This is a genomic window from Pectobacterium hainanensis, from assembly GCF_046237015.1.
Classification (GTDB): Bacteria; Pseudomonadota; Gammaproteobacteria; order Enterobacterales; family Enterobacteriaceae; genus JBJYIN01.
On the sequence record NZ_JBJYIN010000018.1, the window covers coordinates 14,501 to 35,687 of the forward strand.

Sequence of the window (21,187 nt, forward strand, 5' to 3'; positions counted from 1 at the left end):
ACAAGAGATCGGTCAGTCGGCTGATCTCTTGTTGGTCGCAACCATACCAAATCCATGATTCCTGCGAGAGCGGGAGTCTTTCTAAGATCAAAATATTATCTGAATAAACCCCTGCTTGTGGATGGCAGGGGATAGTGGTTTGTCTGCGACACTCAATCCGCCATTTTTTGCGGAGGGTGCAGACTAATGAAAAGTGGTTATTTACCGCGGGACTTAAATCCATCATTTCTGATAAGTCAGGAATGTTTATGATATCAATGCGTTATTTGCAATAAAATCTCTGGCTGCGTGTGGTGATATCGGTCTCATTGTTAGGTTGGGGACAGCGTATGCCGTCCCCATATTCGTGTTACAAGGGGGGCTTAGAACTCGTTTTTGACACCATGCATATCCGGAAGTTTATGCGCGATGCCTTTGTGGCAGTCGATGCAGGTCTGACCGGTTTTTATCGCTTCGCTGTGTTTTTCCGCCGCCACCGTTTTTTGTCCAGAGAAATCCATATAGTCAAAATTATGGCAATTGCGGCATTCCTGAGAATTGTTGCTCTTCATACGCCGCCATTCGTTTTGCGCCATGGCTAATCGATGGTCATCGAATTTTTGTGGTGTGTCGATGGTGCCCATTATTTTACCGTACAGCTCCTTGCTGGCCTGAATTTTACGTACCATTTTGGGTACAAACTCATGCGGCACATGGCAGTCAGGGCACGTTGCCCGAACACCACTGCGATTACTGTAGTGCACGGTGTCCATATATTCCTGATAGACAGTATTTCTCATCTCATGACAGCTGATACAAAACGCCTCACTGTTGCTCATTTCCATGCTTTTCTGAAATGTCGCGAGGAAGAAAATACCGCCAGCAAAGCCGATGATGAGTAAGGTTCCCAGCGCCAGCCGACTTGGGCGACGCCACCATTGCCATATCTGACGTAACCGTCCCACGATCCCAGATTGCTTCATTGAAAACCTCACTGTCCAAAACCTTTAGATGGGACGAATGTGTTGCCAGTAATCGGCGTCGCATCCGTTTGTGGCACGTGACATTGCAGACAGAAATAGCGTGCTGGCGCAACATTGCCGAGCACCTTGCCGTCCCGATCCACAAAGTGGGTCGGACTCACGCGAGGCGCGCCGCTGGAACGGTAATTTTCTACGCTATGGCACTGTAGGCAGCGGTTAAACGTTGGGGTGACTTGATAACCATCCACGCTGTGGGGGATCATCGGCGGCTGGTTCACATAGTTGAGCGCCATACGATCCTGCTGCTTCGGCATACGATTATTTCCCGGTTGTGTTGCTGATATTTCCGGTGACTGGCTCAAATCGACCTGCGCAGCGGCTATTGCACTGCTCATCATAGCCAGGGCGGTTATCCAGCGAAACCATCCCGTTCTTAGGCTCTGGCTTTTCATGATTTTGCTCCCGATTTCCATCTAAGGGTTATTTTAAAAACGTCTTCAGCGCAGACATCAATGCAACGTCCACATGTTATGCAGTCGCGGTCAGAGACCTGAACCGGACTGTTTTTATCCAGTAATGGCGCACGAAGTACCTGAGGTTCAGGACAGACATGAAAACAGTCCATACAACGAGTACAACGTTCGCGTTCGGTGGCGGCGACCACCAGGGCACTTTTGCTGCTTATCGCACCATACAATGCCCCCGTTGGGCATAAATGCCCGCACCAGCCGTGTTCAACGACTAACAGATCGAATAGAAACAGCGACAACAGCAGCCAGATGCCTGCACCAAATCCGAAAATTAATCCGCGTCCGGCCAGCGAAACCGGGTTAAGCCATTCCCATAACAGACCGCCAGTGAATGCACTGCCCAGCACGATCAGAACCAGCAACAGGTAGCGTAGATGGCGGGGAAGGGTGGCAGAGGCGGTGATACCGAAGCGACGACGTAGCCAGGCGGCTAAGTCCGTTAACGGATTAATCGGGCAGACCCAACTACAGAACAGGCGTTTTCCGGTGATGGCATATCCCAATGCGACAATCAACGCACCTGTTAACGCCAGGGTTGCTGGTAGTTGGCCGCTAGCCAGGCTTTGCAGGGTCATCAGCGGATCGCTGAGTGGTACGGTATCCAGCAATCGACTGGCGCTGTAGTTACCGTGCAGGATCCAAAAGCCTAACCATGGACCGCAGAGAAACATGAGCAGTACCAGAGATTGCGTCAGACGGCGTAGTACCAGCCAACGATGGCTAAGCCACCAGCCTTTTTTGTTTCTGGCTTCTCGTCCGGCATCTTGCTTACGATTTGCCATCGCGTGCCTCCAGCCAACTGAACCGATAGTGATGTCCAAGTTCCCCTTTCGCCAGCGTGCGAGGCAGGACCTTTATTGCCGGTTGTTCCAACACACAGGCTTTTTCACACTTGCCGCAGCCAGTACAGCTATCGCTGTGGACGATAGGCAGAAAACGGGCGTGTTTACCGGTACGGGCGTTACGCTCGGGCTCAAGTGTGATCGCGCTATCAATAAGGGGGCAGACGCGATAGCAAACATCGCAGCGTAACCCCTGATAATTCAGGCAATTTTCCTGATCTAACAGCACCGCCAGCCCCATACGCGCGTCATCAATGGACGCTAACGACTGCAAGGCTCCGCTGGGACAGGCAACCACGCAAGGAATGTCTTCACACATTTCACATGGAACATCGCGAGCGGCAAAATACGGTGTCCCTGCCGTCGTACCGGATGCCAGCGTCGCCAGTTTCAGCGTATCGTATGGACAGGCCTGAACACATTGACCACAGCGCACACAGGCACTGGAAAACGCCGTTTCAGCCAGCGCACCCGGTGGACGCAGATGGATAGCGTCAGCCTGACTGCGCCGCTGCTGTATGCCGAGTACCACAACCGCCGCCGATAAACCGGCAACGGCGCGGACGGTGTCACGCAGAAAGCGACGGCGAGCGGATTGTGAATTATCGGGACGAGCCATACGGATTACACCTTCGCCAACTTGACGGCGCACTTCTTGAAATCCGCCTCTTTTGACAAGGGGTCGGTTGCATCCAGCGTCAGAATGTTCGTCATCTGTGCGGCGTCGAAGAACGGCATATACACCAGACCTTGCGGTGGACGGTTACGACCGCGAGTTTCCACTACGGAAACAATTTCTCCGCGACGTGAAATGATGCGGACCTTCTCACCGCGTCGCAGATCGCGGGCTTTGGCATCCAGCGGGTGAATAAACAGTACCGCTTCGGGGAAGGCGCGATGCAGTTCCGGGACGCGACGCGTCATGCTGCCGGTATGCCAGTGTTCCAGAACGCGACCCGTAGAGAGCCAGAGGTCGTATTCACTGTCTGGTTCTTCTGCCGCAGGCTCATAGGGCAAGGCGAAAATCACCGCTTTACCATCTGGCTTGCCATAAAAGCGGTATGCTTCGCCTGCTTTCACGTAAGGATCGTGTCCTTCGCTGTAGCGCCACTGCGTTTCTTTACCATCGACCACCGGCCATCGTAATCCACGCGTCTGGTGATAGGCATCAAAAGGCGCCAAATCGTGTCCATGACCACGGCCAAAGGCGGCGTATTCTTCAAATAGCCCCTTCTGCAAATAGAAACCGAGCTCACGGGATTCATCGTTCAACTGGTTTTCAGCCAGTTCGCTGAGTGGGAAACGCTTGATGGTTTCGCTGGCGAATAGCACATCGTAAAGCGTCTTGCCACGATAAGCTGGTTTTTGCGCCAGTAGCGCTTCCGGCCAGATTTCATCGACGGTAAAACGCTTGGCGAAACTGACTAACTGCCACAGATCGGACTTCGCCTCGCCTGGCGCTTGAACCTGCTGACGCCAGAATTGTGTCCGACGTTCGGCGTTGCCATAGGCCCCTTCTTTTTCTACCCACATCGCCGTCGGTAAAATCAGATCGGCAGATAGCGCACTGATAGTGGGATAGGGATCGGAAACAATGACGAAGTTGCGAGGATCGCGCCAGCCAGGCAGACGCTCCTGGTTCATATTCGGGCCGGCTTGCATATTGTTATTGCACATCACCCAATACACATTAAGCGTACCGTCTTTTAGCGCTCGATCCTGAGCGACAGCATGCAGACCAATTTTGTCTGGAATCGTCCCTTCCGGTAATTGCCACATTTTTTCCGTAATGGCACGGTGTTTCTCGTTAGTGACAACCATATCCGCCGGCAGGCGGTGGGCGAATGTGCCGACTTCACGGGCCGTGCCGCAGGCGGACGGTTGACCGGTCAATGAGAATGGTCCACAGCCAGGCTGAGAGATTTTTCCAGTTAACAGATGAATGTTATAGACCAGATTGTTTGCCCAAACGCCGCGGGTGTGCTGGTTAAAACCCATCGTCCAGTAAGAGATCACTTTTTTCTTCGGATCGGCGTAGAGTTTTGCTAACGCTTCCAACTGATCGGCAGGAACGCCACTAATGGCGGCCGTTTTTTCCAACGTGTACTCAGCAACAAACGCTTTGTATTCTTCGAAACTCATAGGTTCGGAAGCATCGGAGCCTGGGTTTTTCGCCGCCTTCTCTAGCGGGTGTGTTGGGCGCAGGCCATAACCAATATCGGTAGCGCCTTTGCGCAAATTGACGTGGCGGGTAAAGAAGTCCTCGTTAACCGCATTATTCTGGATAATGTAATTAGCAATGTAATTGAGAATGGCCAGATCGGTCTGTGGCGTAAATATCATACCGTTGTCCGCCAGCTCGAAGCTGCGGTGCTGGTAAGTCGACAGAACGGCTACGGTCACATTGTTGTTTGACAGGCGACGATCGGTGATGCGCGACCAGAGAATCGGGTGCATTTCCGCCATGTTGGAGCCCCACAGCACAAACGCATCGGTCTGCTCAATATCATCGTAACAGCCCATCGGTTCATCCATACCGAAGGTACGCATGAAGCCCACAACCGCCGAAGCCATACAGTGGCGGGCATTAGGGTCGATATTGTTGGAGCGGAAACCTGCCTTGAAGAGCTTGGCGGCGGCATAGCCTTCCCATACGGTCCATTGCCCAGAACCGAACATCCCTATCGCGCTCGGGCCTTTCTCTTTCAATGCGGTCTTGAATTTTTCCGCCATGATGTCGAAAGCCTGATCCCAGGAGATCGGGGTAAATTCACCGTCTTTATCGAATTGACCATTGCGCATACGCAATAACGGCTGTGTCAGACGGTCCTGTCCATACATGATTTTTGACAGGAAATACCCTTTGATGCAGTTAAGTCCACGGTTGACGGGGGCTTCCGGATCACCCTGGCTGGCAACGATACGGCCGTTTTGCGTCCCGACTAACACCCCACAGCCCACGCCGCAGAAGCGACAAGGTGCTTTATCCCAGTGAATGGGGTCTTGCTGACCAACCACGGCTCGCACCGCAGTCGGTATCGTGATGCCAGCTACCGTTGCGGCGGCCGCGACAGCGTTAGCCTTCATAAAATGTCGTCGACTGAGTTTCATGGTGTTTCCTCGCCCTGAGGTTGTTCATCAAGCTGGTGATAAACCAGCGAAACTGCCAGTACGCCTGCAAGTTCGCGTATTGACGCTATGTGTTTTAACAGTGAGTCTTCTGAATCGGATTCCAGCACCACCGCCATTTTCCCTGTGTTGCTATCGCTGGCGGCAACGCTCACGTTGTCGATCGCTTCTAACGATCGGGACACGGCCGCCATGCGCGCGGTGTGGGCCTGAACCACTAAACTGCAAATATGCCAGACTGTACTCATCGATTTTCCTGTTGCGCCGTAAGGCGTGTTGCCGTCGTGTGGTTAACGACCACTGTTTTTTTCATCGAAATTGCCCCGATGGGACATCCCGCAATGCAGGCGCCACAGGTGGTACAGGCAGCATCATCCAGCATTGGCATGGCGACCCGACCGATTGCCGGGCGGAATGTAATGGCACTTGTCTCGCAGCTATCCTGACAACGGCGACAAACCACCTGCTGCTGTGCTAAACAGGTCTCTTCGATTGTCAGGTGGTAGGCCCACGGTGAAGTGTGGCTATCTGCAAACAGTGTTTCTGGGCATACGCGAGCGCAGTCATAGCAAAATGTGCACTCGCCGAGCTGAAAATCGACGAGGGGAAAACCACCCGGTCCGCGTCGGACAATGCCTGTACTACATGCATCAACACAGGCATTGCAGCGTGTACACGCATCCACGAAACGATGCTCATCACCACTCCAGGGCGGACGCAATGTGTTATCAGCACGCTGTCGACCACCGCTGAGTAAGCAACGCCGAGAAAGATCGGTCATGGCAATTTATCGCTCCAACGCACGTGATATACCCCGTAAAACACACTGTTTTTATAGGGGTTACACTATGCCTCCTGTGCTGTATGCGATAATCACCCTTTAGAGGTAAATGGTCGGGTAGGATCAAGCTTATGTAGGATTGCCACCTCGTCTGCTTGCCTCAACGCCACTGGATGGTGATAGTGGCGCGAAGTGGTTGCGTGTGTGGCTCATATATTGAACAGCTAGATGCACGGTTATTTCATAGTCTTTGTGGCGACGTATTCCCGTATACGTCAACTATTGCGTTCCCGATATTTGTTAGATTACCCATCCAAGGGATGTGAAAGGGGATTACTCATCGTGATGGTCAAACGTCCTGTTTCTACCAGCCTGGCTCGCGCTTTTTTTTACATCGCGTTGCTTTCGTTCCTGACGACGGGCATCGCGCTGCTGACGTTGGCCAGCGGGTTACGCGATGCTGAAGCGATCAATATTGCCGGTTCCATGCGTATGCAAAGCTATCGTATGGGTTATGGCCTGCAAGGCGATCGCTCTGAATTGGCTCAGCATCGCCAGCTTTATACGCAAACGCTGGATTCGCAGGTTTTTCATCTATTGGATCGTTGGTATGTACCCCGTGAGGTGCATGATCGGTATACGGCGCTGTTGTTAAGCTGGAAAACGATGGATGAGCGTTTGAACGCTGGCGATCGCGTGTGGTATCAGGAAAATATCGTCAAATATGTTACTCAAATCGATCATTTTGTTCTGGCATTACAGCATTATTCCGAACGTAAGATGATGATAGTTGTGGTGACATCAATAATTGGTTCAATCACGATCTATATACTTATCTTCTTTACGTTGCGTCGTATTCGTCGTCAGGTCGTGCTGCCGTTAAATAAGCTGATGGCAGCGTGTGCTGTGATTGAAAAAGGCCGTTTTAGCCATTCGCGTTTGGATACCAACCTGCCCAATGAATTAGGGTTACTCGCGCAAACGTTCAGCCGTATGACGGATGAGTTGCAAAAACTCTATCGCTCTCTGGAGGACAAGGTTCGACAGAAAACACTGCGTTTGCAGGAAGCGAACCGCATGCTGAAGGTACTGTATAACTGTTCGCAGGCGTTGAATGTCAGCACGATCGATCGGCATTGCTTTCAGCAAATTCTCCAGATTGTTCACCGCTATGAAACGGTAAGCTGTCTGGAAATGCGGGTGGGGGAAAACTGGTTGTTGAGTGAAGGTCAACGGGATGAGCAGGCGGAATGGCAGACGTTGGCAATCAGTCTACAGGATGTGGCGTTTGGGCAACTACGCTGGCAACCGTCAACGCGGCAACCTTCGTTGCAACTGATGGAAAGCGTCGCCAATATGCTGGGGCGCGGTCTCTACTTCAATCAGGCGCAGAAACACTATCAGCAGCTTTTATTGATGGAAGAGCGCGCCACGATAGCAAGAGAGTTGCATGACTCGCTCGCCCAAGTGCTTTCTTATCTGAATATTCAAATGACGCTGTTAAAACGTGCAGTGTCGGAAGAAAATACGCACGCCAAGCACATTATCGCCGATTTTGAACAGGCTTTAAGCGATGCTTATCGCCAGCTACGTGAGTTGCTGGGGACGTTCCGTTTGACGCTGCAACAGGCGGATTTGCCCGCGGCGTTGCAGGAAATGATTGAACCGCTACGAGCGCAAACCCGTGCGGAGATTAATATTGATTGTCGCATTCCGACACAAGCGTTGGATGCGGCACAACAGGTGCATTTGCTACAAATCATTCGCGAGGCGGTGCTCAACGCCATTAAGCATGCGCAGGCGACGACAATCAGCATCCGTTGTCGTACACAATCCGATGGCGGTCATTGTGTGGATATTCGTGATGATGGTTGTGGTATGACGAGCCAGGAGGAGCCCGCAGGGCATTACGGTTTGAATATTATGCAGGAGCGCGCTGAGCGATTAGGCGGGAAACTGGCTATTGGCCCGCATCCTGAAGGTGGTACGCAGGTTAGCGTCTGTTTTTCGACGCCAACAGCGGAGCGTGCGTGAATGCGGTCACACCAACAACATACATAAATAAAAATAATAAGATTCATATTATCAGCGGGGCTGAGCATGTCAGAAAAACCATGTTATCGAGTGATGATCGTCGATGATCATCCTCTGATGCGCAGAGGAATCCGTCAGTTACTGGAAACAGATGAAGTGTTTGACGTGATAGGGGAAGCCAGTAATGGTATGGAGGCTCTTAGCCTAGCCAATCGTGACTCTCCAGATATCATCTTGCTTGACCTCAATATGAAAGGATTGAGTGGGTTAGATACGCTGCATGCACTGCGGCGCGATGGGATCAGTGCTCGTGTGATTGTCTTGACGGTTTCGGACACGCCCAGCGATGTTTATGCGTTGGTGGATGCCGGGGCTGATGGCTATCTGCTCAAGGACAGTGCGCCGGAGCATTTACTGGATGCCATTCGTCATGGTGATGCGTTCAGTGAACAGGTGCGGGAGATTTTGTGTCATCGTATTGCGATACAAGAGACGCCATCACCGTTCACCGTACTGACGGAACGTGAACTGGATGTGTTGCAGGAGGTCGCCGCAGGGCTATCTAATAAGCAAATTGCTTCTGCGCTGTATATTTCTGAAGAAACAGTGAAAGTCCATATCCGTAATATGCTGCGTAAATTAAACGTGCGTTCACGCGTTGCGGCCACAGTGCTTTATCTGGAAACTCGCGGTTTCTAGTGTCTCCTCGTTTCTGGTCTGGCAGACGTCAGATACCGTCGTTTGCTGACCAGATCATTTCGTTGCTATATCTCCTGATTGTTCATACCTGCAATAAAATAGCCTCAGAAATTAATGTTATGTTATAACGTAATTATTAATTGAAGCGATGTCATGGTCGTCATCGTTGATTGGCAGGGTAAATGCAGTGGAAAGAGTACCGATAACCATTCTGAATGGGTTTCTTGGCGCAGGGAAAACGACACTATTGAAAAGCCTGTTGATGCAGGCACATCGAAAGCGGGTGTCAGTATGCGTTATTGTTAATGATATGAGTGAGTTAGATGTTGATGGTGTCCTCATCGCCAATACAGAAATTGTCGATGTAAAAAAGCACAATTTTGTTACTGTTTCGGCTGACAGTATCAGTAGTGCCAGTGGTATCAAAAAGCTTGATAGCGCCTTGAACACACTGCTTGTTCATCAGCGGCCGGATCACATTTTGCTGGAAACGTCAGGAAGCAGCCATCCGCTGCCGTTAGTACGGTATTTTCTTGGTCATCAGCAGGTCAGTTTGAAAGGATTACTGACATTGGTTGATTCAGTCATGCTGCATGATGACTTCGCCGGTGGGCGTGAGTTACTTTCGCTATGGCAAGAAAACCTACGACATGCCCGGCGGAGTAGGGAAAATCTGCTGGCTGAACAGGTGCTATTTTGTAGTCATTTGTTGTTTACGAAAAACGATCGCCTGCCTTTCTATCGTGTTGCTGATATGGCGGATACACTGCATGAAATTAATCCTTATGTTTCTGTCATGGCCGTACCGTGGGGCAACCTACAACTTACGGAAGTGCTTGCTATACCGGATTATGATTTTCACCGTGTCGCTCAGCTTATTAAAGAGTTGGAAGGCGAGGTGGACGCCGAGCAAGATAGCTTAACGTCGCCTTATGATATTGAATCGCGGGTGTTGGAAGATGAGCGTCCTTTTCACCCTCAGCGACTTTGGGATGTTTATCATCAGTTTCTTGGCGCAGGGATACATCGTAGTAAAGGGTTCTTTTGGTTCCCGAGCCGTGACGATCTGGCGTTGTTGTGGAACCAAACCGCAGGCAGTATCAGTCTGGAATTCGTCAGCTATTGGAAAGCCGGAGTGTTGGCTCATTCCGATGGAAAATTGACGAGTGAGGAACGGCAAGCCCTTCGTCACCAGATGAACCAATGGCCGGGGCGTTTTGGCGATCGGCGCTGTCGTTTGACGGTTATCGGTCAATGTGACGAACTGGATCGGTTTGTCACCGCTTTGGAAGATTGCTTCCTGACAGAGAACGAAATTCGTTATTGGAAAGCCGGAGGAGATTTTACTGATCCCTGGCCCAAACAGGTTGCACGGCTACGGCCATAGCTTTGCCATACCGTCTATATTGGTGGGTATGGACTAACGCGAGTGGAGAATTTACTCCCCGTCAGTGGCAAGGTATGATGGCATTTCCTATTCGGACAAGGGACGACCCTTGTCGTTAAACGAATTAATGGGACGACCCATATTTACATGTCAGGAGAGTAATATGGCTTGGTTTCTGTTAATTCTTGCCGGCTTTTTTGAAATTGTCTGGTCCTACAGCATGAAACTATCTCAGGGTTTCACTAAGGTTGTTCCTTCCGCTATCACGCTCGTGACCATGATCATCAGTTTTTCTCTTTTATCGATGGCGATGAAATCGCTTCCGTTGGGGACGGCTTATACGATATGGACAGGAATTGGTGCGGTTGGCGCATTTATTGTTGGGCTGGTTTTTCTGAATGAACCCGTCAGTATCATGAGAGTGACGGCGGCGGTGCTTATCGTCAGCGGATTAGTCATGATGAAATTATCGTCATAGCGCGGGAGGATCCCTATCATCAGACGGTTGTAGGGATGAGCAATAAGCGAAATTATTTGCTGAAAAGGCGGAATGGGATAAAACAAGAAATGGTGCGTTCAATTGGACTCGAACCAACGACCCCCACCATGTCAAGGTGGTGCTCTAACCAACTGAGCTATGAACGCATTGTTATGTGAGTATGTTGTTATATAAACATACTTTTATAAAAATAAATTGTTATACAAACATATTGCTACATGTCGCTGCCAGACCTGACAGCGAGGCGCATACTAGCGAGCGACATCGTGCCTGGCAAGGAGAAAAATCACTTGCCAGGTTTAATTGCTGAGCTTGTACTCATCTCGCCGTTTTTTTGATCATTCGGCGTCGAAAAATAACACTATCGTGCGGCTCTGGCTAAAATCTGCGCCGCAGGCTGGTGTTGAAGCCAGCGGATACGTGCAACTATCATAATCGCTGCCGCGGTTAGGCCAATAATAAACCCGCACCAGAATCCGGCAGGTCCCATTCTGGGGACAATATGATCGGTGAGCGCCAGAAGATAGCCGCTTGGCAAACCCAGTATCCAATAGGCAGTAAACGTGATGTAAAAGATTGAGCGGGTGTCTTTATATCCGCGCAATACGCCGCTGCCGATAACCTGTATGGCATCCGATATTTGGTAAATCGCAGCTAACAACATCAGGTATGACGCCATCGCAACGACATCCGGCTCCTGATTGTAGAGCAGGGCAATGGGTTCACGTAACAATGTGGTGAATATTGCTGTGCAAGACGCCATCACAATCCCCGTCATCAGCCCCGTGTATGCCGCGATGCGAGCCAGATCGGTCGAACCTTCTCCCAGTCGGTGGCCGACACGTATTGTTGTCGCGACGCCGATAGAAAGGGGAAGGACAAACATTAATGAGCTAAAATTCAGCGCGATTTGGTGACCCGCGACATCGACGACACCTAATGGCAGCACGAGTAGGGCAACCACCGCAAAGAGCGTGACTTCAAAAAACATCGCCAGTGCGATCGGTAAGCCTAGTGAAAATAAACGCGTTAGCGCTTGTTTATCAGGTCGGAAACGCGATTTGTGTCGTTTGATATCATGCAACCAGCTGGCTTGGCGGGTATAGGCGATCATAAGGAGCAGCATGATCCAATAAACGGATGCGGTAGCTACGCCACAGCCCACGCCGCCCAATTCGGGCATACCGAATTTACCGTGGATGAAAATATAGTTAATGGGGATATTGATTAACAATCCGATAAACCCAATCACCATACCGGGCTTGGTTTTTGATAATCCCTCACATTGGCAGCGCAGAACCTGATAAAACAGGTAACCAGGGACGCCCCACAGTAAGGCATGTAGATAATTAATGGCTTTTTCCGCCAGTTCCGGCGCATTGTCATTCATCAGATTGATAGCGTATTCACCCTGATAAAGCGCCACCATAATCAGCAAAGAGATAAGTAATGCCAGAAAGAAAGATTGCTGAACCTGATGGGCGATACGATCTCTGCGCCCGGAGCCGTTCAACTGTGCCACCACGGGCGTCAACGCCAGCAATAATCCATGACCAAAAAGAATGGCGGGAAGCCAGATAGAGGTGCCGACAGCAACGGCCGCCATATCCGTGGCGCTATAGGAGCCTGCCATGATGGTATCCACCACACCCATTGATGTCTGAGACACCTGCGCAATAATCACGGGAATGGCAAGCGCCAGCAGTTTGCGCGCCTCTGAGAGATACTGTTGCACGAACACCTTCCTTGAATTGATTATACCCGTCATTTTTCCGATGACAGGCGTCGCCTGTATCGTAAAATCTGTTGGCTATACCCAAAATAATTCAAGTTTCAGGACAAAAACGGCAAGGCGTTTTTGAACAGCGCTTGCGCTGGCCCCAACGGGGTGAGGCCATAAGGCCGAATAACGCGGCAAGCGAAGGAATCCCGATGAGCTTACTTGAGTAAGTGATTCGGGTGACTGAACGCAGCCAACGCACAGGCAACTTGAAGTATGACGGGTATATAACAAGAATGCGGGATACCTAAACGTAGATAGACACAATAAGGTTGCTGATAAGATAAGGCTATCATTGTAACGATTTGTCAGAAGTAAACCAATGTGAATGGCTATAAATTCACAAAGGGTTAATGCTTTCACGCCGTTCCATGATTATAGGGAATGGAGTTTGGTTTTCGTTTTAATATCGTGCAAACTGCTGGGTAGGTATTTATCTCTCTTTCTAAGAGGCAAGTAGCATGTTTACCGGTATTGTTCAGGGCACTGCGCCAGTGGTGTCCATTGATGAAAAATCAAATTTTCGCACGCACGTCATTAAACTTCCTTCTGAACTGCTACCGGGGTTGGTTCCGGGCGCATCGGTGGCTCACAACGGATGTTGCCTGACGGTAACATCGGTCGAGGGGGATTGTGTCAGTTTCGATTTGATGAAAGAAACGCTACGACTCACCAATCTCGGCGACGTGAAGGAAGGCGATTTTGTCAATGTTGAGCGGGCAGCAAAAATAGGGGATGAAATTGGCGGACATATGATGTCTGGACATATCATCTGTACGGCAGACGTGGTGAAAATTTTGGTCTCGGAGAATAATCACCAGATTTGGTTTCGTTTGTCTGACGAATCGTTGATGAAATACGTCCTGCACAAAGGTTTTATCGGTATCGATGGCATTAGTCTGACAATCGGTGAGGTTACCCGCAGCCGCTTCTGTGTCCACCTGATCCCTGAAACGCTCAGCCGGACAACCTTAGGACATAAGCGCCTGGGGCACCGCGTGAATATTGAAATCGATCCGCAAACTCAAGCCGTAGTGGATACGGTTGAGCGTGTATTAGCTAGCCAACAGACGAAAGAATCGGTTAACGAAGAATAACTTTACGGCAGTTCCTGCCACAATCACGTTTTGCAAAAACAGCCGCCTGGGGAGCATTGCCCCAGCGGCGTTTAATCGCGGTGGTTAACGAGCGATACGTATCCCACCTTCCACACCAGTTGGACTAAACAGTACCTGCCAGAGTTGAATATTTCGAGCACGGAAAGCGCCCGCGCAGGCATTCAAATAGTAACTGAACATACGGCGAAAACGTGTGGGATAACGTTCAGAAAGCTGCGGCCAGCTTTGCTGGAAGCGTGTATGCCAGGCCATTAATGTACGATCGTAATCCGTGCCGAAGCTATGCCAATCTTCCATCAGCATATAAGGTTCGCTGGCCTGGGCGATATGACGTACCGAAGGGAGGCAGCCATTCGGGAAGATATATTTATCCGTCCAGGGATCAACCTGAGAGTTCGTTTGATTCGCGCCGATAGTGTGTAACAGAAAGAGGCCATCAGATTTCAGATTCTGATGTACGACGTGAAAGTAGGTATCGTAGTTACGCGGGCCGACATGTTCAAACATACCAACGGAAACCACGCGATCAAACGCAAGGTTAAGGTCTCGATAATCTTGTAGCAGAATCGTGACGTCCAGACCTTGGCACCGCTGTTGTGCCAGTTTTTGTTGTTCACGAGAAATGGTTACACCACATACGGACACACCGTAGCGGCGAGCCGCAAATTCTGCGAGGCCACCCCAGCCGCAGCCGATATCTAATAATGTCATGCCGGGCTTTAAGCGTAGCTTTTCGCAAATCATCTCAAGTTTGTCTTCTTGCGCTTGTTCCAGCGTTTCGGCTGTTTTCCAGTAAGCACAGGAATACTGCATGTAAGGATCAAGCATGAGTGAAAAGAGGTCATTACCTAAATCATAATGCTCTTTACCAACAACCCATGCTCGCCTTTTAGATTGACGATTTATCAGTCGGGAGGTGGCAATCCGTAGAATATCTTTTAGATGGTGGGGGAGCTTTTCGTCCAGCCGCGCACGCAACACGCGATGGAAAAACATATCCAGCCGTTCGCATTCCCACCAGCCATCCATGTAACTTTCCCCTAACCCCAACGAGCCGTCATGCAATACGCGCTTGAAAAAATCCGAGTTTTTTACGGTGATATCAAATGGACGAGAGCCATTAATTTTGATATCGGCCATACTCAGCATGTCATGCACAATATGGAACCAGGGCTCATTACGGGTATCCAGTTCCGCTATATATGATGAGCTCATCGCTTCTCCCTACCTTGCGTCGATGATGTATCGCAAGGAAAACATAGACAATTTTTACCTATAATCGATCTCGGTGGGATATTCCCATCATCTAGCCTTTGAATAATCAAAGGAAACTGAAGAAGAAAAAGCCGGTACGTCAATACGTAGGGGCACTCATCCTTAAGGTTAATCTGTGCCATCCGCTTGCACGTAATGATTAAGGATAGTGAAGAAAAGTGAAAAATTCAGTTTGCACAAAACAGCAATTAGTTTAGGACTGCCCCAGCCGGGGAACAAGCATAAATTGGCTGAAGCAGTATCGGGAAGGCTCGACGTGATAAAATCGCTTGCGATCAGGAGTAGCGGCGGTAATCGCGGAAAGGTCCGTCTGCGACGGAGCGGCGTTCAATCAGCGTTGGATGAACTTCAATAACCTGTGCATCTTCACGCTTGCTGGTGATTCGGTCCAGCAGCATTGAGAAAGCGGATTGTCCCAAGCGCTCTTTCGGTTGATGCACGGTGGTGAGTGCTGGCGTGAAAAAACGAGCATGTCGAACGTTATCGTAGCCAATCACTGAAATATCCTGAGGAACTCGCAATCCGAGCTCATCTGCGGCACAGATTGCACCCATCGCCATGATATCGCCGCCACAAAAAACGGCGGTAGGACGTTGTTTATTCGACAGAATTTGGTGCATGGCCTTATAACCTGATTCCGGCTCAAAATCTCCCTGAACAATCCATTCGTTACGCACGGTGATATCAGCCTCGGCCAGCGCCTTCAAAAAGCCCAGATAGCGACCGCTTCCGGTGTTGCGCTCCTGAATGCCAGGGATCGCACCGATATCCCGGTGGCCACGCTCGATCAAATAGCGACCGGCCATATAGCCGCCTTCAAAAGCATTATCGATAATGGTGTCGGTGAAATCACTGTGCGCCTGTCCCCAATCCATTACCACCATGGGAATACTGCGGTAATCTTTGAGCATGGCAAGTAATTCTGGTGGATATTCCGCACACATCACTAACAAACCATCCACGCGTTTTTGTGCCAACATGGACAAGTAGGCGCGTTGTTTGTCGAGGTTGTTATGGGAGTTACATAAAATCAGCGTGTAGCCTTTGGCATAACAACTGTTTTCAACGGATTCGATAATCTCGGCAAAGTAGGGCGCTTCACTTGACGTTGCCAACAATCCAATCGATTTTGTGTGGTTAACTTTTAGGCTGCGGGCAACGGCGCTAGGTGAGTAATGTAACTCTTTAATCGCCGCCCTCACGGCAGCCTTAGTCTCTTCGGCGACGAAACGTGTTTTATTAATCACGTGCGATACGGTTGTGGTCGAAACGCCAGCCCGTTTTGCCACATCTTTGATCGTTGCCATCTAAAAATGACTCCTAAACTTACCTGTTACAGCCGTAAGTATATTGTTAATCGTTTGCTTGCGTGTAAAACCCTCCTCCTTGACGAAAAAACAGGATTTCAGAAGGAGGATGCCGAATATTATACCTGAAGGGACAAGGTTGATGTTTTTCGACCGGGACGCAGAGCTATCATAAACAGCGGATTTTGTCCGATTTGCCACGAAAGTGGAAGCGGTAATTTATACTATTCGTGCGGCATCAGTACGAGATTTTTCATTAAAATTATGGAAGAATCAGCATAACCAGACGATTTATCGTTTCAAATGGTTGCCCGTTTAAACCCCGAATGATGAAGACCGATTTTTTACCATCATTTGGATGTGATACCAAAAGGAGAGAATTATGGATACCGATCTGAAGATGTCACTGCTGACGACCGTTGGCGCTTTGGCAATGATTATTGTATTTAGCTTCGTGGCTGTATTGAACTGATTTATCCGTGTTCCAACGTACGTTCATTTGAGCTATCTATCGGTTCTGACACGTTTTGATATTCAGAACGTGTCCGTTAATCCGGTTAGCGAATCGTTTGTGGTGTCACAACCCGACGAGCACCCACATAATGATCCTGCCAGTAATCTTCGCTTAATTTACTGATGCGGATGTCTGAGCCTGTCCTGGGCGACTGAATAAACTTGCCGTCCCCCAGATAAACACCAACGTGATCCGCTGCGCCACGGTTGTTGATGCGGAAGAAGACTAAATCACCACTTTCCAGTTCATTCTTTTTAATCGGGGCTGCATCACGCAGGTGATACATTTCGTTAGCCGTACGTGGTATTTGAATTTTAACGACGTCTTTATAGGCATAATAAACCAGCCCACTGCAATCGAAACCCGTAAATGGGGAAGCCCCTCCCCACTGATAGGGTTTTCCGATCTGACTCATTAGTTTGTTCATTGCCGTTAATTTGGCATGCTGATAACGCTTTTTATGTGCAGCACTGAGCGTTAAGCCTTTATCCAGTTTCTCTTTTTTTCCTGTTTCTACTTTACCTTTCAAACCGGATTTTAATCTGCCGTGAGTAGCCGCCAGTTTTACATTGCTATCGGTGTTTGACTTTTTAAGCCCTTTTTTGACCAATGCTGGCGTGGCATTTTTAGTTCTTGATAGAGGTTTTTCAGAAGAATGCTTTGTCACGACTTTTATTTTATCGTTTTTAATTTTAGTCGTTGTTTCTGGCTTTTTACTTTTTATCGGCGTCGGTGATTTTTTATTGTTCTTTACCGGTTTGCTTTTTTTGTGATCTCCTTCAACGACATTTTTCACGCTGGTTTTACGCGGCGATGAATGGTTTGCATTGGGGGCGGCCTGAGCCAGGTTCAGAAAGAGATTGCTGAAAAACAATATAAAAAGCGTAATAAATAAGCGCATGATAAATGATCGAAGATACCTCTTAAATCGCTCAACCGACACAGTATTCCTGAAAACGACATGATAAAAAAGTGGGTGCGGCCTCTTTATTCATACAGAATAGTGAAAAAACGTTAATAGTTGTTTTTTTCGGTGGATTAATCAGCATTTTTTGTTTCGGATTTCATCGATACACAAAGTCTCAGCGTATCATCTTTGGTCGCTGACAGCCTTTATTTGGGAAAGCGGATGAAATTGATTCAATCGCAAAACAAAAAGATAAAACCACACAAAAAATGGCGTTTTTTTGTAGCTATTGCCCTCGGTACAATATGCTTGAGTAGATAATGTTGTAATGGTACATCTGACAGAGACCCATCAGTCATGTACAGATGACAGCCATCCTATGAGGTTTAAGGAAGCAAGAGAATGACGACAACGACAATTGAAAAAATCCAGCGACAGATTGCTGAAAACCCGATTTTATTGTACATGAAAGGTTCCCCTAAATTACCGAGCTGTGGTTTTTCTGCACAGACGGTACAGGCGTTGTCAGCCTGTGGCGAACGTTTTGCCTATGTTGATATTTTACAGAATCCCGATATCCGGGCCGAATTGCCTAAATTCGCCAACTGGCCGACTTTCCCGCAGTTGTGGGTAGAGGGTGAACTGGTCGGTGGATGTGACATCGTGATTGAAATGTATCAGCGTGGTGAGCTACAGCAGTTAATTAAAGAAACGGCTGAAAAGCACAAGCCTCAGACAGACGCTCAGGCGTAAAAATAACGGGTGCATCTGCACCCATTATTTTTTTATGTTGAACAAGCACTAGCGACGCTAAAAAATACGCCCTGTGCTGTTTAACTCGCTTCGGATTCAACTTCCGACGAGTTTTCGCTCAGCGTTACCGGCCATCCACCCAAGCGTTTCCAGCGGTTCACCAGTTCGCAAAACAATAATGCGGTCTGATTGGTGTCATAGAGCGCCGAGTGCGCCTGGCTGGAGTCAAATGAAATACCGGCGGTGATACATGCCTTTGCCAACACAGTTTGTCCCAGCACGAGGCCACTCAATGCAGCGGTATCGAATGTTGCGAAAGGATGGAACGGGTTGCGTTTTAAGCTACAGCGCTCGGCTGCTGCCATCAGAAAACTGTGATCGAACGTTGCGTTATGCGCAACAATGATTGCTCGATTGCAGTTTTGATCCTTAATTCCTTTCCGAACCGTTTTGAAAATTTCATGTAACGCTTCATATTCACTGACCGCACCCCGCAACGGGTTGGTCGGGTCAATGCCATTGAAGGCCAGTGCTGCGGGTTCCAGAATCGCGCCAGCAAAAGGTTCTACATGAAAATGTAATGTCTCATCTGGCTGTAACCAACCATCCGTATCCATTTTTAATGTTACCGCAGCAATTTCCAGTAGTGCGTCGGTTTGGGCATTAAACCCGGCGGTTTCGACATCAATTACTACCGGATAAAACCCACGGAAACGACCATTCAGGGCGTTTAGGTCATTTTTATCAGCCATTGGTCTCTTAGTCTTTAGCAAAACGCAGCGCGCATTATGGCAAATTTTGGCGAGAGATGCAGTAACCCTGCTTATTTACGTAGTGGTGTGTGGGTGAGAAAGTGGTCATTCCTAAAAAGGCGAATACCTGTGAGGTATCCGCGCTTATGTGGTTCGCTCTGGTGACGTTAAGGTCTTAGTGACCAATTCCTTGGCCTGATTGCGCATTCTCAATCAGTTCGATTTTATAGCCATCAGGATCTTCAATAAAGGCAATAATCGTGGTGCCGCCTTTTACTGGGCCAGCTTCGCGGGTTACGTTTCCTCCCGCCTTGCGGATGCGGTCACATGTTGCGGCTACATCGTCAACACCGAGTGCGATATGGCCGAACGCGCTACCGATATCATAGTTTTCGACACCCCAGTTATAGGTTAATTCGATAACCGCGCCTTCACTTTCTTCGGTGTAACCGACGAAAGCCAGCGTATATTTGTATTCAGTGTTTTCGCTGGTGCGCAGCACGCGCATGCCCAAGATATTAGTGTAGAAATCAATAGAACGTTGTAAATCGCCAACACGTAGCATGGTATGAAGTAAGCGCATAATTTCCTCGATGGCTACTGTAGTTAACCGCCGGTGCCGTTAGCCGCAACGGTTCGCTGCGAAGGAGAACGGCAACATAGCGGATAGAAAAAATGGATAGAAAGGGAGTATAGCGTCGCTGGAATGCAGAGTCCAAGCCATCGGCGGGGAAGGGATGTTAACGGTATCATCTGTTTTGGATATGACCACCAAGCGGAAAAATGATGATAGACGGGGTGTTGAGCGCGTGGTGATGAAAAAAAATCATCAAAGATAACAATGCATAGCTAATTATTTTTATGGTTACTGATGGCTAGGGCTTGCCAGCAGAAGAGAACGAGGCTTCAATAAATAGAGTCGTGGAAGGAGGTTCGGTGCCAGAGCAACTTGAACTTTTTGCTGTACCCAATCCTTGTCGTGGCGTTTGTCAGTCAGATGAACGAGGATATTGTCGCGGCTGTTTTCGCCGTCGCGATGAGCGTTTTAGTTGGGGACAAATGAGTGATGGGCAAAAACAAGACGTGTTACGTTTGTGTCGGCAGCGAATGAGACGCCAGCAGCGGATAGAGAAAACTGAATTGCCTGCGGAGTCATCGCAACAGTCTTTATTTTAAACAGCCATGAGCGTTCACTTAATAAAATAAGTTCGAGATCATTTTTCAAAGACTTTTATTTGGTAGTATCCTTTTTACGACAACAATAAAAACCATCTTTTTATTTTTTATAAATCAGAATTGATTGCAATCCAGGGATATAACTTAGCACGCTAATTATAAGGAGTTGTGATGGAATTGCCATTAGGATCTGATTTAGCTCGTCTGGTGCGTGTTTGGCGTGCTTTAGTCGATCATCGATTGAAACCGCTGGATTTAACGCAAACGCATTGGGTTACGTTGCATAACATCTACCATCTTCCGCCTGGTCAATCACAGATTCAATTGGCGAAAGCGATAGGGATTGAGCAGCCTTCATTAGTCAGAACATTAGACCAATTGGAAGAGAAGGGGTTGATTACCAGACATGTTTGTTCGCACGATCGGCGAGCCAAACGTATCATGTTGACGGATGCTGCCGAACCGATTATTCAGGCTGTCACCGATGTAATTAGCCATACTCGTAATGAAGTATTATTCGGCATTACGTCTGAACAAGTTGATGAATTAGCGTTGCTGATTGCTCGACTGGAACAGAATATATTGGCGTTGAATGAGGAGCAGGTTTAGTTAAGCCCGGTGAGAATATCTAAAATTAAACCCTGGAACATCCCAAGATTATTATTGATCTTTTTTTCCGGGGTTCGATATTGTTGTACATATATCCGTCATGGTGCAAGTTGCAAGATAGAAACGTTGATGT

Annotated in this window: 22 protein-coding genes and 1 tRNA gene; 9 read left to right on the forward strand and 14 right to left on the reverse strand. The window is 48.8% G+C overall.

The window, feature by feature from the left end:
- Nucleotides 1–362: 362 nt before the first annotated feature.
- Genes napC through napF form a run of 7 tightly spaced genes read right to left on the reverse strand, consistent with a single transcriptional unit; the run spans nucleotide 363 to nucleotide 6,244 of the window.
- Nucleotides 363–962, reverse strand: a complete 600-nt coding sequence (gene napC / locus ACKPVM_RS16610; RefSeq protein WP_409310775.1) for a cytochrome c-type protein NapC — start codon at nucleotides 960–962, stop codon at nucleotides 363–365.
- 8 nt (nucleotides 963–970) lie between these two features.
- Nucleotides 971–1,414 (reverse strand): nitrate reductase cytochrome c-type subunit, encoded by a 444-nt coding sequence (gene napB / locus ACKPVM_RS16615; RefSeq protein WP_409310777.1) that lies wholly within the window; start codon nucleotides 1,412–1,414, stop codon nucleotides 971–973.
- Nucleotides 1,411–2,274, reverse strand: a complete 864-nt coding sequence (napH, locus tag ACKPVM_RS16620; RefSeq protein ID WP_409310778.1) for a quinol dehydrogenase ferredoxin subunit NapH — start codon at nucleotides 2,272–2,274, stop codon at nucleotides 1,411–1,413. Before napH ends, napB begins: the two co-directional genes overlap by 4 nt.
- Nucleotides 2,261–2,953 carry a ferredoxin-type protein NapG gene (napG, locus tag ACKPVM_RS16625; protein WP_409310909.1) on the reverse strand — a complete coding sequence of 231 codons (693 nt, stop codon included), beginning with the start codon at nucleotides 2,951–2,953 and terminating at the stop codon, nucleotides 2,261–2,263. Before napG ends, napH begins: the two co-directional genes overlap by 14 nt.
- Nucleotides 2,954–2,958: 5 nt before the next feature.
- Nucleotides 2,959–5,445 (reverse strand): nitrate reductase catalytic subunit NapA, encoded by a 2,487-nt coding sequence (gene napA / locus ACKPVM_RS16630; protein ID WP_409310780.1) that lies wholly within the window; start codon nucleotides 5,443–5,445, stop codon nucleotides 2,959–2,961.
- Nucleotides 5,442–5,711, reverse strand: a complete 270-nt coding sequence (napD, locus tag ACKPVM_RS16635; RefSeq protein WP_409310781.1) for a chaperone NapD — start codon at nucleotides 5,709–5,711, stop codon at nucleotides 5,442–5,444. Before napD ends, napA begins: the two co-directional genes overlap by 4 nt.
- Nucleotides 5,708–6,244: a ferredoxin-type protein NapF gene (gene napF, locus ACKPVM_RS16640; RefSeq protein WP_409310783.1), complete on the reverse strand. Its 537-nt coding sequence runs from the start codon at nucleotides 6,242–6,244 to the stop codon at nucleotides 5,708–5,710. The genes napD and napF overlap by 4 nt, the downstream gene beginning before the upstream one ends.
- A 345-nt stretch (nucleotides 6,245–6,589) precedes the next feature.
- Between napF and narQ the strand changes: the two genes are divergently transcribed.
- From narQ to ACKPVM_RS16660, 4 genes are all read left to right on the forward strand, one after another.
- Nucleotides 6,590–8,278 carry a nitrate/nitrite two-component system sensor histidine kinase NarQ gene (gene narQ / locus ACKPVM_RS16645; protein ID WP_409310911.1) on the forward strand — a complete coding sequence of 563 codons (1,689 nt, stop codon included), beginning with the start codon at nucleotides 6,590–6,592 and terminating at the stop codon, nucleotides 8,276–8,278.
- Between the two features lie 66 nt (nucleotides 8,279–8,344).
- Entirely contained in the window at nucleotides 8,345–8,977 is a 633-nt protein-coding gene (gene narP / locus ACKPVM_RS16650; protein WP_409310785.1) for a nitrate/nitrite response regulator protein NarP, read from the forward strand.
- A gap of 187 nt (nucleotides 8,978–9,164) precedes the next feature.
- Entirely contained in the window at nucleotides 9,165–10,364 is a 1,200-nt protein-coding gene (locus ACKPVM_RS16655) for a CobW family GTP-binding protein (RefSeq protein ID WP_409310786.1), read from the forward strand.
- 163 nt (nucleotides 10,365–10,527) lie between these two features.
- Nucleotides 10,528–10,842: a DMT family transporter gene (locus tag ACKPVM_RS16660; RefSeq protein ID WP_409310788.1), complete on the forward strand. Its 315-nt coding sequence runs from the start codon at nucleotides 10,528–10,530 to the stop codon at nucleotides 10,840–10,842.
- A gap of 90 nt (nucleotides 10,843–10,932) precedes the next feature.
- Here the strand turns inward: ACKPVM_RS16660 and ACKPVM_RS16665 are convergent.
- Nucleotides 10,933–11,009 (reverse strand) — tRNA-Val (locus tag ACKPVM_RS16665).
- A gap of 215 nt (nucleotides 11,010–11,224) precedes the next feature.
- Nucleotides 11,225–12,598 carry an MATE family efflux transporter gene (locus ACKPVM_RS16670; protein ID WP_409310790.1) on the reverse strand — a complete coding sequence of 458 codons (1,374 nt, stop codon included), beginning with the start codon at nucleotides 12,596–12,598 and terminating at the stop codon, nucleotides 11,225–11,227.
- 506 nt (nucleotides 12,599–13,104) lie between these two features.
- Between ACKPVM_RS16670 and ACKPVM_RS16675 the strand changes: the two genes are divergently transcribed.
- Nucleotides 13,105–13,740, forward strand: coding sequence for a riboflavin synthase subunit alpha (locus tag ACKPVM_RS16675; RefSeq protein ID WP_409310792.1), 636 nt, complete (start codon nucleotides 13,105–13,107; stop codon nucleotides 13,738–13,740).
- A gap of 84 nt (nucleotides 13,741–13,824) precedes the next feature.
- Here the strand turns inward: ACKPVM_RS16675 and cfa are convergent, their stop codons facing one another.
- Nucleotides 13,825–14,976: a cyclopropane fatty acyl phospholipid synthase gene (cfa, locus tag ACKPVM_RS16680; RefSeq protein ID WP_409310793.1), complete on the reverse strand. Its 1,152-nt coding sequence runs from the start codon at nucleotides 14,974–14,976 to the stop codon at nucleotides 13,825–13,827.
- A gap of 335 nt (nucleotides 14,977–15,311) precedes the next feature.
- The gene (purR, locus tag ACKPVM_RS16685) at nucleotides 15,312–16,343 is read right to left on the reverse strand and encodes an HTH-type transcriptional repressor PurR (protein ID WP_409310795.1); all 1,032 of its coding nucleotides are present in this window, start codon (nucleotides 16,341–16,343) and stop codon (nucleotides 15,312–15,314) included.
- Between the two features lie 382 nt (nucleotides 16,344–16,725).
- On the opposite strand from purR, the gene cydH reads away from it, so the two are divergent.
- Nucleotides 16,726–16,815 (forward strand): cytochrome bd-I oxidase subunit CydH, encoded by a 90-nt coding sequence (gene cydH, locus ACKPVM_RS16690; RefSeq protein WP_121575788.1) that lies wholly within the window; start codon nucleotides 16,726–16,728, stop codon nucleotides 16,813–16,815.
- A gap of 85 nt (nucleotides 16,816–16,900) precedes the next feature.
- Here cydH and ACKPVM_RS16695 read toward each other — a convergent pair whose 3' ends face one another.
- Nucleotides 16,901–17,758 carry a C40 family peptidase gene (locus tag ACKPVM_RS16695; protein ID WP_409310913.1) on the reverse strand — a complete coding sequence of 286 codons (858 nt, stop codon included), beginning with the start codon at nucleotides 17,756–17,758 and terminating at the stop codon, nucleotides 16,901–16,903.
- A gap of 408 nt (nucleotides 17,759–18,166) precedes the next feature.
- Here ACKPVM_RS16695 and ACKPVM_RS16700 point away from each other — a divergent pair, with 408 nt between their 5' ends.
- Nucleotides 18,167–18,517 (forward strand): Grx4 family monothiol glutaredoxin, encoded by a 351-nt coding sequence (locus tag ACKPVM_RS16700; RefSeq protein WP_409310797.1) that lies wholly within the window; start codon nucleotides 18,167–18,169, stop codon nucleotides 18,515–18,517.
- An 80-nt stretch (nucleotides 18,518–18,597) separates the two neighbouring features.
- Here the strand turns inward: ACKPVM_RS16700 and rnt are convergent, their stop codons facing one another.
- Complete coding sequence (rnt, locus tag ACKPVM_RS16705; RefSeq protein ID WP_409310799.1) at nucleotides 18,598–19,269, reverse strand: ribonuclease T; 672 nt, start codon at nucleotides 19,267–19,269, stop codon at nucleotides 18,598–18,600.
- A gap of 175 nt (nucleotides 19,270–19,444) precedes the next feature.
- Nucleotides 19,445–19,852, reverse strand: a complete 408-nt coding sequence (gene gloA / locus ACKPVM_RS16710) for a lactoylglutathione lyase (RefSeq protein ID WP_409310801.1) — start codon at nucleotides 19,850–19,852, stop codon at nucleotides 19,445–19,447.
- 353 nt (nucleotides 19,853–20,205) lie between these two features.
- Between gloA and ACKPVM_RS16715 the strand changes: the two genes are divergently transcribed.
- Both ACKPVM_RS16715 and slyA read left to right on the forward strand, forming a co-directional pair.
- The gene (locus tag ACKPVM_RS16715; RefSeq protein ID WP_409310803.1) at nucleotides 20,206–20,445 is read left to right on the forward strand and encodes a DUF1289 domain-containing protein; all 240 of its coding nucleotides are present in this window, start codon (nucleotides 20,206–20,208) and stop codon (nucleotides 20,443–20,445) included.
- Between the two features lie 171 nt (nucleotides 20,446–20,616).
- Complete coding sequence (gene slyA / locus ACKPVM_RS16720) at nucleotides 20,617–21,054, forward strand: transcriptional regulator SlyA (protein ID WP_409310805.1); 438 nt, start codon at nucleotides 20,617–20,619, stop codon at nucleotides 21,052–21,054.
- The last annotated feature ends 133 nt before the right edge of the window (nucleotides 21,055–21,187 follow it).

What these genes read in the sequence shown, in the direction of transcription:
- ACKPVM_RS16700 (WP_409310797.1), top strand. Translation starts at nt 18,167, where the DNA reads ATGACGACAACGACAATTGAAAAAATCCAGCGACAGATTGCTGAAAAC.
- napG (WP_409310909.1), bottom strand. Translation starts at nt 2,953, where the DNA reads ATGGCTCGTCCCGATAATTCACAATCCGCTCGCCGTCGCTTTCTGCGT.
- napF (WP_409310783.1), bottom strand. Translation starts at nt 6,244, where the DNA reads ATGACCGATCTTTCTCGGCGTTGCTTACTCAGCGGTGGTCGACAGCGT.
- slyA (WP_409310805.1), top strand. Translation starts at nt 20,617, where the DNA reads ATGGAATTGCCATTAGGATCTGATTTAGCTCGTCTGGTGCGTGTTTGG.
- purR (WP_409310795.1), bottom strand. Translation starts at nt 16,343, where the DNA reads ATGGCAACGATCAAAGATGTGGCAAAACGGGCTGGCGTTTCGACCACA.
- ACKPVM_RS16695 (WP_409310913.1), bottom strand. Translation starts at nt 17,758, where the DNA reads ATGCGCTTATTTATTACGCTTTTTATATTGTTTTTCAGCAATCTCTTT.
- napH (WP_409310778.1), bottom strand. Translation starts at nt 2,274, where the DNA reads ATGGCAAATCGTAAGCAAGATGCCGGACGAGAAGCCAGAAACAAAAAA.
- ACKPVM_RS16660 (WP_409310788.1), top strand. Translation starts at nt 10,528, where the DNA reads ATGGCTTGGTTTCTGTTAATTCTTGCCGGCTTTTTTGAAATTGTCTGG.
- narP (WP_409310785.1), top strand. Translation starts at nt 8,345, where the DNA reads ATGTCAGAAAAACCATGTTATCGAGTGATGATCGTCGATGATCATCCT.
- napD (WP_409310781.1), bottom strand. Translation starts at nt 5,711, where the DNA reads ATGAGTACAGTCTGGCATATTTGCAGTTTAGTGGTTCAGGCCCACACC.
- ACKPVM_RS16675 (WP_409310792.1), top strand. Translation starts at nt 13,105, where the DNA reads ATGTTTACCGGTATTGTTCAGGGCACTGCGCCAGTGGTGTCCATTGAT.
- narQ (WP_409310911.1), top strand. Translation starts at nt 6,590, where the DNA reads ATGGTCAAACGTCCTGTTTCTACCAGCCTGGCTCGCGCTTTTTTTTAC.
- napC (WP_409310775.1), bottom strand. Translation starts at nt 962, where the DNA reads ATGAAGCAATCTGGGATCGTGGGACGGTTACGTCAGATATGGCAATGG.
- gloA (WP_409310801.1), bottom strand. Translation starts at nt 19,852, where the DNA reads ATGCGCTTACTTCATACCATGCTACGTGTTGGCGATTTACAACGTTCT.
- napB (WP_409310777.1), bottom strand. Translation starts at nt 1,414, where the DNA reads ATGAAAAGCCAGAGCCTAAGAACGGGATGGTTTCGCTGGATAACCGCC.
- cfa (WP_409310793.1), bottom strand. Translation starts at nt 14,976, where the DNA reads ATGAGCTCATCATATATAGCGGAACTGGATACCCGTAATGAGCCCTGG.
- rnt (WP_409310799.1), bottom strand. Translation starts at nt 19,269, where the DNA reads ATGGCTGATAAAAATGACCTAAACGCCCTGAATGGTCGTTTCCGTGGG.
- napA (WP_409310780.1), bottom strand. Translation starts at nt 5,445, where the DNA reads ATGAAACTCAGTCGACGACATTTTATGAAGGCTAACGCTGTCGCGGCC.
- cydH (WP_121575788.1), top strand. Translation starts at nt 16,726, where the DNA reads ATGGATACCGATCTGAAGATGTCACTGCTGACGACCGTTGGCGCTTTG.